This is a genomic window from Janthinobacterium sp. BJB446, assembly GCF_002735655.1.
GTDB lineage: Bacteria > Pseudomonadota > Gammaproteobacteria > Burkholderiales > Burkholderiaceae_D > Janthinobacterium > Janthinobacterium lividum.
Map to the genome: position 1 here is coordinate 1,212,104 of NZ_PDZK01000001.1, position 14,152 is coordinate 1,226,255.

Below are 14,152 nucleotides of genomic sequence, written 5' to 3' on the forward strand. Positions count from 1 at the left end.
CCATGAAATTCACGATACCTGCGACCACCAATCCCATCGACCAGCTGAAAGTCGTGGGCCGTCCCACGGACCGCATCGACGGCCCCCTGAAAACCACGGGCACGGCGCCGTATGCGTATGAACAGAACAAGGCCGCGCCGCATGCGGCCTATGGCCATGTGGTCGGCGCTGCGATAGCCAGGGGCAGCATCGCCTCCATCGACACCAGCGCCGCGCGGCGCGCGCCTGGCGTGCTGGCCGTGGTGACGGCGGAATTGGCGGGAAAATTAGGCAAAGGCAAGATGAACACGGCGAAGCTGCTCGGTGGTCCGGAGATTGAACATTACCACCAGGCCATCGCGCTGGTGGTGGCGGAAACCTTCGAACAGGCCCGCTCAGCTGCGCAATTGCTCGACGTCAAATATGTCGAGCAGAAGGGCGCCTTCGATTTGGCGAAAGCAAAGGGCACGGCGGCCAAGCCGAAGGACGGCAAGCCCGACAGCAAGACGGGCAACTTCGCTGGCGCCTTTGCCAATGCGCCAGTGCGCCTGGACGCCACCTATACGACGCCTGACCAGTCGCACGCCATGATGGAGCCGCACGCCTCGATTGCCGCCTGGGAGGGCGACAAGGTGACGCTGTGGACGGCGAACCAGATGGTGGACTGGGGCCGCGGCGACCTGGCCCGTACCTTGGGCATACCGAAAGACAAGGTGCGCATCGTTTCGCCCTACATCGGTGGTGGCTTCGGCGGCAAGCTGTTCGTGCGCGCGGAAGCCTTGCTGGCGGCCTTGGGCGCGCGCGCGGCGCAGCGTCCCGTCAAGGTGGCCCTGACGCGGCCCCTGATGTTCAACAATACGACGCATCGGCCCGCCACCATCCAGCGCCTGCGCATCGGTGCCACGCGCGACGGCAAGATCACGGCCATTGGCCATGAATCGTGGTCCGGCGACTTGAAAGGTGGCCAGCCGGAAACGGCCGTGATGCAGACGCGGCTGCTGTATGCGGGGCCGAACCGCATGACGGCCATGCGCCTGGCCGTGCTCGACTTGCCGGAAGGCAATGCCATGCGTGCGCCGGGCGAGGCGCCGGGGCTGATGGCGCTGGAAATTGCCATGGACGAGATGGCCGACAAGCTGAAAATGGATCCCATCGTTTTCCGCATCCTGAACGACACGAAAGTGGACCCGGAAAAGCCGAGCAGGCCGTTTTCCCAGCGCCGCCTGATCGACTGCCTGCGCACGGGCGCCGTGGAATTCGGCTGGAAGGAGAGATCGACACAGCCGGGCTTGCGGCGCGACGGCCGCTGGCTCGTCGGCATGGGCGTGGCGGCCGCCTTCCGCAACAACCTCGTCATGAAGTCCGCCGCCCGCGTGCGCCTCGATGGCAATGGCGTGATCACGGTGGAAACGGACATGACGGACATCGGCACGGGCAGCTATACCATCATCGCGCAGACGGCGGCGGAAATGCTGGGCGTGACATTGAACAAGGTGGTCGTGCGCCTGGGTGATTCGGATTTTCCCGTCTCGGCCGGTTCGGGCGGGCAATGGGGCGGCAACAGTTCCACGGCCGGCGTCTACGCGGCCTGCGTGCGCCTGCGCCAAGCCATCGCCGGCAAGCTGGGCTTCGATGAAAAAGAAGCGCGCTTTTCCGATGGCCAGGTGAGCCAGGGCGAGCGCAGCGTGCCGCTCGCTGCCGCCGCCTACCATGGCGACGTCGTCGCGGAAGACCATATGGAATACGGCGACCTCGATAAAAAATTCCAGCAATCGACGTTTGGCGCCCATTTCGTCGAAGTGGGCGTGGACAGCGACACGGGCGAAGTGCGCGTGCGCCGCATGCTGGCCGTGTGCGCGGCCGGCCGCATCCTGAACCCGAAAGCGGCCCGCAGCCAGGTGATCGGCGCCATGACCATGGGCGTGGGCGCGGCCCTGATGGAAGAACTGGTGGTCGACCAGCGCCGCGGCTTCTTCGTCAACCACGACCTGGCCGGCTACGAAGTGCCCGTGCACGCCGACATCCCGCACCAGGATGTCATCTTCCTCGATGAAACCGACCCCATGTCCTCGCCCATGAAAGCCAAGGGCGTGGGCGAGCTGGGCATCTGCGGCGTGGCGGCGGCCATCGCCAATGCCGTCTACAACGCCACCGGCGTGCGCGTGCGCGACTATCCGGTGACCCTGGACAAGCTGTTGGCGAAGTTGCCGGAATCGGCCCGTATTGCCTGAACGGGGCGGGCTATTGGTTTCTTGTATCTGCACTGCTATATTGTCGAAACATTATTCGATCGTATGGGAGAGGCATGAAGCGCACACTGTTGCTGGTGGTGGGTCTGTTTAACTTGAATATGGCCGCCCAGGCCTCGTCCTTGCCCGATTACCCCTTCATTTTCCAGACAGGGACGGCCCAGGTGGAAGTGCCGCCGGACATGGCCGTCATGGAGATCACCGTTGCCAGCCGGGGCGCCGATGCGGCAAAGACGCTGGGCGTGGTCAATGCTGGTGCCGCGGAGGTCTTCCAGTTGCTGGGCAAGGTGAAAATTGCGCAAGCGGATATCCAGGCCTCCGAAATCATGCGCACGCTCGATTATTCAGGCAGGGAAAAACGCGATTCGCCGCCCATGTATGTCATCAACCGCAACCTGCGCGTCTGGGTCCGGGACTTGGCGGCATGGACGCCACTGGTGTCGGAGCTGGCCGCCATGAAAAATATCACCCGGATGGATACGGAATTCAAGACCAGCGCGCACGACGCGCTGGTCGCCGAACTGGATTTGAAGGCTGCCAGGGATGCGGAGACGAAGGCGGCGCGCATTGCCAAATCGTTCAACCGGAAGATTGCGTCCGTCATGGCCATATCGGAAGTGTCGTTTCAATCGATCGAGCGCGCGCTGATGCGTTCGGGCAATGAGGGTTTCGCGCCGCCGCCCTTTATTCCTCCCACGGAGCCTTCGTCGGCCGTCCGTGCGCCGGGCAGCATCGCATTGGAAAAGAGCGTGAATGTCCTGTTCAAGCTGGAATAGGCGCAGCTGGCGGCGCGGCATGTCAATATGCATAGCAAAATTGCGCGACATCCTCCGGTCTCTGCAATATAATGAGAATCATTATCATTAAAGTCGCCGGATCCGCTCTTGTCTGCCTTGCCTTTCCCTTCGAATGACACGACCCTGGCCGCCAGCCTCTTCACGGGCCACCAGGGCTGGCTGCTGCAGCGCCTGCTGTTGCGTTTGCGTAACCGGGCCGAGGCGGAAGATGTCACTTCTGAAACGTTTCTGCGCGTATTGCATGCGGGGCGCCTGGCCGCCATCCGCGAGCCGCGCGCGTATCTTACGACGGTGGCGAAAAGCATCTTGCTGCAGCAGTGGCGGCGGCGCGATATCGAGCAGGCGTACATCGACACCCTGGCGCAGCTGCCGGACGCCGTGCAGCCGTCGCCGGAAGAGCGTGCCGTGCTGCTCGAAGCGCTGGAGCGCCTGTCGCGCGCCCTCGATACCTTGTCCAGCAAGGCGCGCAGCGCTTTCCTGATGAGCCAGCTCGACGGCCTCACGTATGCGCAGATCGCTGTTGAACTGGGCGTGTCGGCCAGCATGGTGCGCCAGTACATGGCGCAAGGCTTGCGCTGCTGCCTGGCTGCGGCGGATTCCGCATGAGCATGTCCCCTGCGGTACAGGATGCGGCCATTGGCTGGCTGGTCGAGCTCAGCTCGGGCGAGGCGGACGAGGGCCAGCGCCAGGCCTTCATCCGCTGGCTGGCCGCCGATGCGCGCCATGCGGCCGCGTGGCATACCCTGGGACGCGCCGTCGAGCATAGCGTCGGCCCGCTGCAGGCGGCGGGCGGGGCGGGGACCGTCGGGCAAACCCTGGCGCGCGCCGCGCAACACGACAACAAGCGGCGCCAGCTGCTGCAGGGCGCCCTGTGTCTGGCGGGCGCGGCATTCGGCGGCGCCTGGCTGCTGCGCGGCAGCCCGTTTTTGCCGGACTGGAGCGCGGACCTGCATACGGCCACGGCCAGGCGGGGCCGCTTTGCGCTGGCCGACGGCAGCGTGCTGACCTTGGATGCCCGTTCCTCTGCCGACACGGACGTTACCCATGAACACCGGCAAGTCACCTTGCGCCAGGGACAGCTGCTGGCCCGCGTGGCACAGCCGGCAAGCGCCCATCCCTTCCTGCTGCGCAGCACGCACGGCACGGTGACGGCGCTGGGCAGCGAACTGATGTTGCGGCGCGAAGCGCTGGGCACCATCGCGCTGGCCGTGCAGGGCGACCTCGAAGTGCGCTCGGCCGGCAAAGGCCTGGCGCGCGTGCTGCGCCAGGGCCAGGCGGCGCGGTTTGACGAGGACCGCCTGACCATGTTGTCCGGCATGGCGGCAGGGCCGGCGACGGCGTGGGAGCAGGGCATGCTGCTGGCCGTCGACCAGCCGCTGGGCGAAGTGGTGGCGGCCTTGCGTCCCTACCGCCACGGCTATATCGACATCACGCCGGCGGCCGCGGCGCTGCGCGTGTCGGGCAATTACTCGCTCGACGACAGCGGTGCCACCTTGCTGGCGCTGGCCGAAACCCTGCCCGTGACCCTGCGCCAGGGCCCCGGTGGCTGGTGGACGGGCCTTGATCTGAAGGCAAGCTGAAATATTTTTGCGCCAGCACTGTCACTTTTGGCGCGTCGCGGCTCATACCTGGTGTAGCCCCACTTTTCCTTCACCATCAAGATAGAGTCCCAGCATGCCACCATTGTTGATGCGCCAGATTCCCCTGGCTGTAATGTTACTTTCCTGCGCCGTGCCTGCCGTCCTGGCGCAGACGCCATCGGTCCAGATCGCGCCAGCCACCGTGCGCTATGACGTGCCGGCCCAGCCCCTGAATGCCAGCCTGATCGCCATTGCCAGCCGTGGCGGCGTGCGCATCTCCATCGATGCGGACCTGGCGCGCGGCGTCAGCGGGGCGGCCGTGCAGGGCGATTTCACGGCAGAGCAAGCCTTGCGCCGCGCCTTGCAGGGCACGCAGCTGGCCTTGCTCAAGACCGGTAGCGGCGTCTATACGGTACAAGCAGCCGCACCACAAGCTTCCGCCGTCCAGCCGGAAGCGACCATGCCGGAAGTGCTCATCACCACCAATTACCTGGGCCAGGTGACGGAAGACACGGGCTCGTACACGACGGGCGCCGTCAGCACGGCGAACCGCCTGGTGCTGTCGCCGCGCGAGACGCCGCACGCGGTCAGCGTCGTCACGCGCCAGCAGATGGACGATTTCGGCCTGGTGCAGCTCAGCGAGGTGCTCAGCCACACGCCCGGCGTGTACGTGCAGCACATCGACAGCGAGCGCACGATCTATTATGCGCGCGGTTTTTCGCTCGACAATTTCAGCTACGACGGCTTGCCGTGGACGCGCGACGCCTCGCTGAACCTGGGCGAGTCCCTGGCCAACATGGACCTGTACGACCGGGTCGAGGTGCTGAAGGGCGCGAATGCGCTGATGAGCGGTGCCGGCACGCCGGGCGCCACCGTCAACCTGATCCGCAAGAAGCCCACGCGCGAACTGCGCGCGCTGGCCGACCTGTCGGCCGGATCGTGGAGCAATTACCGCGGCATGGTCGATGTGGGCGGCCCCCTGAACGACAGCGGCAGCGTGCGCGCGCGCGCCGTGGCCTCGTACCAGGACAAGCATTCCTTTGTCGACCGCTACCAGCGCCGCTCCGAACTGGCGTATGGCACGCTGGAAGCGGATCTGTCGCCGCGCACTTTGCTGACCGTGGGCGCCGACTACCAGCACACCGTGCCGCGCAATAGCGACTGGGGTGGCGCGCCCCTGTTCGACGCGGACGGCAAGCGCTTCACCATGCCCCGTTCGTTCAACGGCGCGCCCACCTGGAGCACGCAGCAGACGGAAGCCAAATCCGTCTTCGCTTCGCTCGAGCACACGTTTGACAATGGCTGGCTGGCCAATTTGCGCCTGATCCACCAGGCCAATGCGCTGTATGCGCCCGTCGCCTACCTTGACGGCTTCCCGAAGGCGGACGGCAGCGGCACGTCCGTCACGGCGCGCCAGTACAACAGCGACGCCACCAGCAATGGCCTGGACATGTACGCCAAGGGCCCGTTCACCCTGCTGGGCCGCACGCATGAGCTGGTGGTGGGCGCGAACGCCTACCGCAAGCAGTCGGACGACGTCTTCAGCCCGTATTCCTTCATCAAGGTCGACAATATTTATACCTACCGGGGCATCGTGGCTGAGCCAAAATGGGAGCTGGACACGGCCCGCGAAGTCATCCGTCAGAAGGCCGTGTATGCGACGGGCCGCTTTTCGCTGCCGCAGGGCGTGCACGTGATCGTGGGCGGGCGCCTGTCGTCCTACGTCAATCCCACGGCCGACATCGACGAGTCGTCGATCTTCACGCCGTATGCGGGCCTGACCTGGGACTTTGCGCCGGATCTGACGGCGTTTGCCAGCTACAGCGATATCTTCAGTCCGCAAAACAGCCGCGACGTCGACAACAAGACCCTGGACCCGATGCTGGGCAAGAATATCGAGGCGGGCGTGAAGGGCGTGTTCCTGAATGGCCGCCTGAACGCCAGTGCGGCCGCCTTCGAGGTGCGCCAGGATAACTACGCGGAATACGTTGACGAGGTCAACAAGGTGACGGGCATGGATGCCTACCGCGCCATCGACGGCGTGCGTTCGCGCGGCGTGGAACTGGAAGTGTCGGGCCAGCTCATGCCGGGCTGGCAGTTGCAGGCCGGCTACACGCACAAGATCGCGCGCGACGCCAGCGGCAAGGTCAACACGCTGGCGCCGGAAGACCAGCTCAGCCTGTACAGCACCTGGCAGCCGATGCCGCGCCTGACGGTGGGCGGCGGCGCCCGCTGGCAATCGCACACCTGGCAGAAAACCCGGGCCGTACGCGGCGGCACCACCACCGTGCACCAGGGCTCGTATGCCGTCTTTGACGTCATGGCGCGCTACCAGATCTCCGACCGCCTGGCCGTGTCGCTCAACCTCAATAATCTGGGCGACCGCACTTACTACGGCATCAGCACGGGCCGCCGGGTCAGCTATGGCGATCCGCGCAATGCGATGCTGAGCTTGAGTTACCGCTATTGATGCGTAGTCAGCGCAGGCCGGGCGCATGCCGCCCGGCCTGCATGCGCATCAGAAGCGGTAGGTCAACGTCCCCCTGACACTGCGCGGCACGCCATACGTGCCTTGCGCATAGGTATTGATGTTGATGTATTTCTTGTCCAGCGCGTTTTCCACGTTCAGCTGGGCTGTCAGCTGGCGCGACAGCTGGTACGTGGCCATCAGGCTCACCGTGCTGTAGGCTTCCTGCGTCACTCTTTCCTTGCCGTCCGGGCCTTCGTCGTCAAAGTAGAACTTGCTTTGCCAGTTGACGCCGCCGCCCACGGTGAGGTCGGGGCGTACTTTCCACGTGGTAAATAATCGCGCCGTCGAGCGTGGAGACAGGGTGTTGATGTCCTGCTGCTCGCGGTCCCTGGCGCGGAAGTGGCTGGCGCTGGCCGTCACGTTCCAGCCCGGCGCCAGGCGGCCCGACAATTCCCCCTCGATGCCGCGGCTGGTGGCGCCGCGCGCCGCATAATACGCTTGCGTGGTGGTGCCGGGAACCCGGTGCGCGCCGTCCGGCTGGGCCAGCTTGTCCTGCTTGATTTCAAAGATGCCGATAGAACCGTTGGCCCGGCCCTCGGCCAGTTCGCCCTTCAAGCCCACTTCCATGCTTTGCCCCGTCAGCGGGTCCAGCCAGGCGCCCGCGCGGTCCTGGTTTTCCTGCGGGCGGAAGATGTCCGTGTAGCTGGCATAGGCCGAATACGTTTCATTGAGATCGATCACCACGCCCGCGTAGGGCACGAACTTGCTCTTGGCGAAGGCAAAGCGGGCGCTGCCGTCAAAGCCGATGCGGTCCTTGTCCCAGCGGCTCAAACGCCCGCCGAGGATCAGCTTGGTGTGCTCGGCAAGGTTCAGCCGCGCCGCGCCGTAGGCGCCATATTGCTTGGTCGTGTATTTTTCCGACAGCACGAGTTCGCCCCAGGCCGGCTGCGGGTAGCTGCCATCCCAGGCGAGGAAATTGCCGATCGGTTCAGGGTCGAGCGCTTCCTTGACGCTGAACTCGGCGTGCTGCAGCGTGTAGTTGGCGCCGACGATGATTTCATGCTGGCGTCCGCCCAGGGTAAATGGCCCGGACAGCTTCACGTCGGCGCTGCTCTGGTCGCGCGCGCCGATGTAGCGGTTCGGATAGCCGAGCATGCCCAGGCCCGTGATTCTATCGGGCCGTTCCGCCAGGAACACCAGCGGCGTGTCTTCCGTATGCTTGCTGTACATGGCTTGCGCCTGCGCTTTCCAACCCTGGCCCAGCGCGTGTTCGACGGTGGCGTGCACATTCGTCTGTTCCGTGGCCCAGGCGGCCCAGCGGGGCGCCGTCGTGACGGAACGGTCGAAATCGGTGCGCGAGCCGTCGCTGTACCACAGGGGGAAGCCGCCCCAGTTGCTGCCTTTCGGATCGTTCTTCTGGTAGCTGGCGCCCACCATGGCCACGGTGCCGGGCGCCAGGTCCGCCTCGGCGGTGGCGTAGACGAGCTGGCGCTGGTTCGAATAGCCATTGGTAAACGACTTGCGGTCTTGCCAGGCGCCCGCCACCCGGCCACGCACGGAGCCGTCCCCGTTCAGCGGCGTGGCCAGGTCGAGCGTGCCCCGGTAATCGCTCCACGAGCCGGCCGCCAGCGACCATTGCCCTTCGAATTGCTTGGCGCTGGCCCGCTTGCGCACCAGGTTGATCGAGGCGGACGGGTAGCCGGCGCCCGTCAGCAAGCCCGTGGCGCCGCGCGTCACCTCCACGCGGTCGTAGATCAGCGAATCCATTTCCGATTCGCCGCCCGAATACTGCACCTTATAGGTGGTGGGCACGCCGTCGTACTGGAAGTTGTCGACGTCGAAGCCGCGCGCGGAAAAGGTGCTGCGTTCCGTGTCGAACTGGTTGACGGCGATGCCGGGCGTATTGCGCAGCACGTCGCGCACCGTCAGCAAGTCCTGGTCGTCCATGCGCTGGCGCGTGATGACGCTGACCGATTGCGGCGTCTCGCGCAGCGACAGCACCAGGCCCGTGGCGCTGGCCGTGGCCGGCGTCGTGTACGAGCCCGTGCCTTCCGTGCTCGTGCTGCGCTCGGCCGTGGCGCGCACGGCGATGCCGGGCAGGGTGGCCGCGTCGGCCGCCGATGGCAGCCTGCGCACGGCGTAGTGGCCGCCGCCCTGGTCGACAGCGTATAAGCCGCTGCCGTCCAGCAGGCGGGCGAAACCGTCGGCCACCTGGTAGTTGCCGTTCAAGCCGCGGCTGTTCAAGCCCGCATACAGGCTGGCGGCGCCGGAAATGCTGACCCCGGCGTCGGCCGCAAACGCGGACAGGACGGTGCCGAGGGGGCCGGCGGCCACCTGGTAGTGGCGCGCGGGCGCCTGCTGCGGGTGCTGCTGGGCGGATGCGGGCGCGCTCAAGGCCAGGCTGCCCAGCAGGGCCAGGGTAATGCTGGTGTGGCGGTAATGCTTCATTGCTTGTTTCCCTTCGTTCATGTGTTGGTCCTGTGTGGATTGACGGGGCACATGACGGAAAGGGACATTGTTCTCAAAAATTTTTATGCGGGCTCGACGGAAATCCACCAACGGCTGTGGCGCCTTACGCGGATGGGCAGCGACGCTTGCAGCAGGGCCAGCAGAGCGTCCGTGTCGCGCAGCTGGTACACGCCCGACACCCTCAGCCGCGCCACGGCCGGATCGCAGCGCACCACGCCGTGGCGGTAGCGGGCCAGCTGCGCCAGCACCTGGTCCAGCGGCGTGTCGTCCGCGTACAGCAGGCCCTTGAGCCACGCGGACGCATGCGGCGCCAGCGGCTGCGGCGCGCCGGCGGCCGTTTCATCGAAACTGGCTTGCCAGCCCGCCTGCACGATGACGGGCGGGCCTTCGGCGGGCCGCACTTCCACGGCGCCCTGCGAGACGGCCACGTGGGTGCGCGCGCCCAGCAGACGGTCCTCCTGGCGCACCGTGAAGCGCGTGCCGATGGCGCGGACGCTGCCGTTGCTGGTGCGTACGATGAAGGGACGCCCGAGGGGATCGGGGCTGGTCGCCACGTGTATCTCTCCGCCGCGCAGGTGCACCAGGCGCAGGGACGCGCCGAAGACGATGTCGGCGGCGCTGGCCGTATTCAGGCTCAGGCCGCTGCCGTCGGCCAAGGTGAGGTGGCGGATTTCGCCTGTCGCCGTGCGCAGGTCGGCCGTCCAGGCCTGCCATGGCGCCACGCGCAGCATGGCCCAGCCGGCTGGGCCGGCGACGATCAGCACGGCCAGGGTCTTCAGGATGGCGCGGCGCTGCGCGCGGGCCGGACGGTCCAGCACTTGCCTGGACAAGGGCATGGCCAGCGGCGGAGGCAGCATGCCAAAGGTGCGGCACACTTGCTCGGCCCGTTGCCACGCCGTTTCATGGTCGGGGTGGGCGGCGCGCCAGCGGGCCAGCCCCTGTTGCGCGGCAGCGTCCAGTTCGCCGCCTTGCAGGCGCATCATCCAGTGCGCCGCTTCGTGCGCGGCGCGCGCATCGAGAGTCGCGCTCATGTCAGGCCAGCAGCAGGATGCATTGTTCGAACGCCTGCACCATGTAGCGCTTGACGGTGCGCTCGCTGACGTTCAGGCGCGCGGCGATGTCCGCATACGCCATGCCTTCCAGCTGCGACAGCAGGAAGGCCGTGCGCACCTTTGCCCCCAGGCCGTCGAGCATGGCGTCGATCTGGTGCAGGGTTTCCAGGATCAGCATTCGGTCTTCCGCGGACGGCGCGACGGGGGCGGGCAGCTGCGCCAGGGTGGCCAGCCATGCCTGTTCCAGCGACTGGCGGCGGTAATGGTCGATCAGCAGGCGGCGCGCCACGGTGGTCAGGTAGGCGCGCGGCTCGCGCAGGGTGACGGCGCGCTCGCCGGGCGTGGCCAGCAGCTTGACGAAGGTATCCTGCGCCAGGTCGGCCGCGTGATCCGTGCAGGACAATTTACCGCGCAGCCAGCGCAGCAGCCACGGATGGTGCTGGCCATACAGCAGTGCGACAGGATCGGCGGCGGGGGATACGGCAGACGTCACGATACACTCCAGGTTGGCGCTGAAGTTCCCCCAGGCCGCCGGCAAGTGCAGGTTCTTCTTGAATGCGAATGGTTCTCATTTTACATTGGCGTGCCTGAATGTCAATGCGGCAGCCGGATTGGCATGGCAATCATGCTCTTTCCGCTATACTGGCCCCCCGGCACTGCCGCCATTCTTTGAAAATCACCATGGACTTGAGTACCCACGCCGCCGTCGTCAATGGCGAAGCCTATCGCGATGGCAGGAAGATCGCCCATTTCGATATCGACAAGGTGGGCGACTTCCTCGGCGATCCCGATTGTTTCGTGTGGATCGGCCTGGCCAGCCCCGACGTCACGGCCATGCAGGCGCTGCAAACGGCTTTCGGCTTGCACGAACTGGCCGTCGAGGATGCGCAGGGCGCGCACGAGCGGCCCAAGCTGGAAGAATACGGCGACACCCTGTTCATGGTGATGCACACGGCCACCCTGGACGGCGAGGCCATCGTCTACGGCGAAACCCACGTCTTTCTCGGCCCCCGCTTCATCATCACGGTGCGCCACGGCGCCTCTGCCGGCTATGCGAAGTTGCGTGAGCGCAAGGAAAGCGTGCCCGAGAAGCTGGCCAGCGGCCCTGGCTACGTGCTGTATTCCATCATCGATTTCATCGTCGACCAGTACCAGCCCTGCATCGACCATTTGCAGGCCCGCTTCCAGCACCATGAGCTGCAGCTGTTCAAGCCCAGCTTGAGCGAAGACAAGCTGCAGGATTTCTACCAGCTCAAGACGGAACTGCTGAAGCTCGACGCGGCCGTCAATCCCCTGCATGACATCTGCACCCAGCTGATCCGTTTCCATGGCGATATCGTGCCCAAGGAAAACCGCATCTATTACCGCGACATTCTCGACCACGTCAAACGGGTCACGCACACGGCGGGGCAGATGCGCGAACTGGTCAATTCGGCCATGCAGGTGGCGCTGGGGCAGATTTCGATCCGCCAGAACGAGGTCGTCAAGCGCCTGGCCGCCTGGGCCGCCATCCTGGCCGTGCCCACCATGGTCTTCAGCCTGTACGGCATGAACTTCGAATTCATGCCGGAACTGAAGTGGCGCGGAAGCTATCCGGCCGTGATCGTCGTCATCATCGCCGGCTGCTGGTGGCTGCACCGGCGCCTGAAGCGCGAAGGCTGGCTGTAGCCGGCAGGCTTACGCTTCGGCCAGCGCGCTTGCCGCCTCCAGTATCAGCGCCGCCACTTCCACGGGACGCGAGGCCAGCGAGGCGTGGCTGGCGTTGAGCGTGATGACTTTGCGCGCCTGCAGGCGCGCGGCCATGCGCTCCTGGTTGACGGGGGCAATCATGCGGTCGGCAGTGGAAATCTGGTACCAGCTGGGTTTATGCTTCCAGGCCGGGTCGCTGACGGTGTCGCCGAAGGTGCTGGCCAGCGGCGCTTTCTGCACCACGCCCAGCACGGCACCTTCTTCCGCGTCGAGGTCCTGGCAAAAGCTGTCATGGTATTGCCCGGGCTTGACCCACAGATAGCCGTCGCTGTCGCCTTCCAGATTGGCCGCGCCGATGGGCGGGTGTTCCTGCGTGATGCTGCCCGGGCTTTCGCCCGCGTCAGGCGCGAAGGCGGCGATGTACACGAGGCCGATCACATTCGGCGCATTGCCGGCCACGCTGATGACGGCGCCGCCGTAGGAGTGTCCTACCAGTAATACCGGGCCATCGACCTGCGCCACCATCTTGCGCGTGCGCTCGGCGTCGTCGGCCAGCGACGTCAGGGGCAGTTCGACGGCGCGGATGGCCGTGTGGCCCTGGCGCCGCAATTCGAGGATGACGCGGCTCCAGTGGGCGGCGCCGCCCCAGAAACCGTGGACGAGGATGATGGTGGCTTGCTGGCTCATGCGGAACTCCTTGTGGTGTAGGAAAACAGCGTAGGCCGCGCGCGTGCCTCAAGGCAAGCGCGCGGCGGGCAGGTGCACGCTCATTGTAGACCTTCCCAGCGCATGGCCTCGATGGCGCCGACCACCGTGCTCTCGTATTCGATGAAGAAATCGCTGTGGAAGCCGTTGCGTATCACCAGATGGCTGCTGCCGGGCAGGGCGGCGGCCAGGCGGTCGCCGTCGGCCAGGCGCAGCGGGCGGATAAAGTCCAGCAGCGCTTGCGCTTCGGCCCGGGTGGCGGGATCGGCTTGCAGCAGCCATGGAAACAGGTTGCGCAAGGTGCCGGGATCGACCGTGACGACGAGCGCCGGCGCGCGCACGCGGCGGTAGTCGGGCGAAAAATTGTGAGCGGCCATGTCCATGGCCCTGGCGACGGCGGGCGGGGTATTCGCTTGCACGGCGCCGCCGGGCAGCACTTCCAGCGCGTCGCGCCAGTTCGCTTCCAGCGCCGGCCACCATTGCTTGTTGATCCGCCTGGCATAGGCGATCGAGGCGTCCAGCGATGCCAAGTCGGCCGGGCCAGGCGGCGGTTCGTCGAAGGGCGTGGACTGGGGTTCCTCATAGCCGCCGCTGGTCAGGTAATCGAAGGTCGTGTCCAGATAGACGAGTCCCCGCACGCGCTGCGGGTGGCTGCCGGCGAACAGGGTCAGCTCGTTGCCGGCGATGGAGTGGCCGGCCAGGATGATGCGTTGAACCTTCAGTGCGTCCAGCACGGCCAGCAGGTCGGCCACCAGGGTGGCGGGAGCATACGTCATATCGTTGGCGTCGCTCCCGGGCAGCGGCTTGCTGGAGGCGCCATAGCCGCGCCGCGTGACGGCCAGCACGCGGTGGCGGCGCGCCAGCGCGGGCGCCAGGCTGTCAAAGGCGTGCGCATTGGCGCCCAGACCTGCCAGCAGCACGATCACGTCGCCGCTGGCGACGCCTGGCGCCGCGGGCCAGTCGCGCACGTACAGGCTGACGCCGGGGGCGACGCCGATCTGCCGGTCGATCACCGCCGCGGCGCGCGGCCCGCTGCCGCCGCCACAGGCGGCCAGGCCCGCCAGCGCGCCCATGCCGAACAGCAGGCGCCTGCGGGCGTGGAAACGGGGGATGGCATCGGTGGGTCTGGTCATGCGGCACTCCTTGCTGGACGGGGACATGG

Annotated in this window: 11 protein-coding genes; 6 read left to right on the forward strand and 5 right to left on the reverse strand. The window is 66.2% G+C overall.

The genetic code is table 11. The annotated features are described in order from the left end of the window. Window positions 1-2: 2 nt before the first annotated feature. The 5 genes from paoC to CSQ92_RS05435 all read left to right on the forward strand — a co-directional run bounded on the left by paoC (window position 3) and on the right by CSQ92_RS05435 (window position 7,075). Window positions 3-2,210: an aldehyde oxidoreductase molybdenum-binding subunit PaoC gene (paoC, locus tag CSQ92_RS05415; RefSeq protein ID WP_099393453.1), complete on the forward strand. Its 2,208-nt coding sequence runs from the start codon at window positions 3-5 to the stop codon at window positions 2,208-2,210. Between the two features lie 74 nt (window positions 2,211-2,284). Continuing rightward, complete coding sequence (locus CSQ92_RS05420; protein WP_099393454.1) at window positions 2,285-3,004, forward strand: SIMPL domain-containing protein; 720 nt, start codon at window positions 2,285-2,287, stop codon at window positions 3,002-3,004. 108 nt (window positions 3,005-3,112) lie between these two features. Beyond that, window positions 3,113-3,631, forward strand: coding sequence for a sigma-70 family RNA polymerase sigma factor (locus tag CSQ92_RS05425; RefSeq protein ID WP_099393455.1), 519 nt, complete (start codon window positions 3,113-3,115; stop codon window positions 3,629-3,631). Further along, window positions 3,628-4,605, forward strand: coding sequence for a FecR family protein (locus CSQ92_RS05430; protein WP_099393456.1), 978 nt, complete (start codon window positions 3,628-3,630; stop codon window positions 4,603-4,605). Before CSQ92_RS05425 ends, CSQ92_RS05430 begins: the two co-directional genes overlap by 4 nt. A gap of 94 nt (window positions 4,606-4,699) precedes the next feature. Next, the gene (locus CSQ92_RS05435; protein WP_099393457.1) at window positions 4,700-7,075 is read left to right on the forward strand and encodes a TonB-dependent siderophore receptor; all 2,376 of its coding nucleotides are present in this window, start codon (window positions 4,700-4,702) and stop codon (window positions 7,073-7,075) included. Between the two features lie 48 nt (window positions 7,076-7,123). Here the strand turns inward: CSQ92_RS05435 and CSQ92_RS05440 are convergent, their stop codons facing one another. The 3 genes from CSQ92_RS05440 to CSQ92_RS05450 form a co-directional block, all read right to left on the reverse strand. After that, window positions 7,124-9,544 carry a TonB-dependent siderophore receptor gene (locus CSQ92_RS05440; protein ID WP_257219130.1) on the reverse strand — a complete coding sequence of 807 codons (2,421 nt, stop codon included), beginning with the start codon at window positions 9,542-9,544 and terminating at the stop codon, window positions 7,124-7,126. A gap of 62 nt (window positions 9,545-9,606) precedes the next feature. Continuing rightward, window positions 9,607-10,575, reverse strand: coding sequence for a FecR domain-containing protein (locus CSQ92_RS05445; RefSeq protein WP_099393459.1), 969 nt, complete (start codon window positions 10,573-10,575; stop codon window positions 9,607-9,609). Between the two features lies 1 nt (window position 10,576). Further along, window positions 10,577-11,089 carry a sigma-70 family RNA polymerase sigma factor gene (locus tag CSQ92_RS05450; RefSeq protein ID WP_099394588.1) on the reverse strand — a complete coding sequence of 171 codons (513 nt, stop codon included), beginning with the start codon at window positions 11,087-11,089 and terminating at the stop codon, window positions 10,577-10,579. A gap of 188 nt (window positions 11,090-11,277) precedes the next feature. On the opposite strand from CSQ92_RS05450, the gene CSQ92_RS05455 reads away from it, so the two are divergent. Beyond that, window positions 11,278-12,264, forward strand: coding sequence for a magnesium and cobalt transport protein CorA (locus CSQ92_RS05455; RefSeq protein WP_099387579.1), 987 nt, complete (start codon window positions 11,278-11,280; stop codon window positions 12,262-12,264). Between the two features lie 9 nt (window positions 12,265-12,273). Here CSQ92_RS05455 and CSQ92_RS05460 read toward each other — a convergent pair whose 3' ends face one another. Then, window positions 12,274-12,972, reverse strand: a complete 699-nt coding sequence (locus CSQ92_RS05460) for an alpha/beta hydrolase (protein ID WP_099393460.1) — start codon at window positions 12,970-12,972, stop codon at window positions 12,274-12,276. A gap of 80 nt (window positions 12,973-13,052) precedes the next feature. Next, window positions 13,053-14,123, reverse strand: coding sequence for an alpha/beta hydrolase (locus tag CSQ92_RS05465; RefSeq protein ID WP_180276943.1), 1,071 nt, complete (start codon window positions 14,121-14,123; stop codon window positions 13,053-13,055). Window positions 14,124-14,152: the final 29 nt, after the last annotated feature.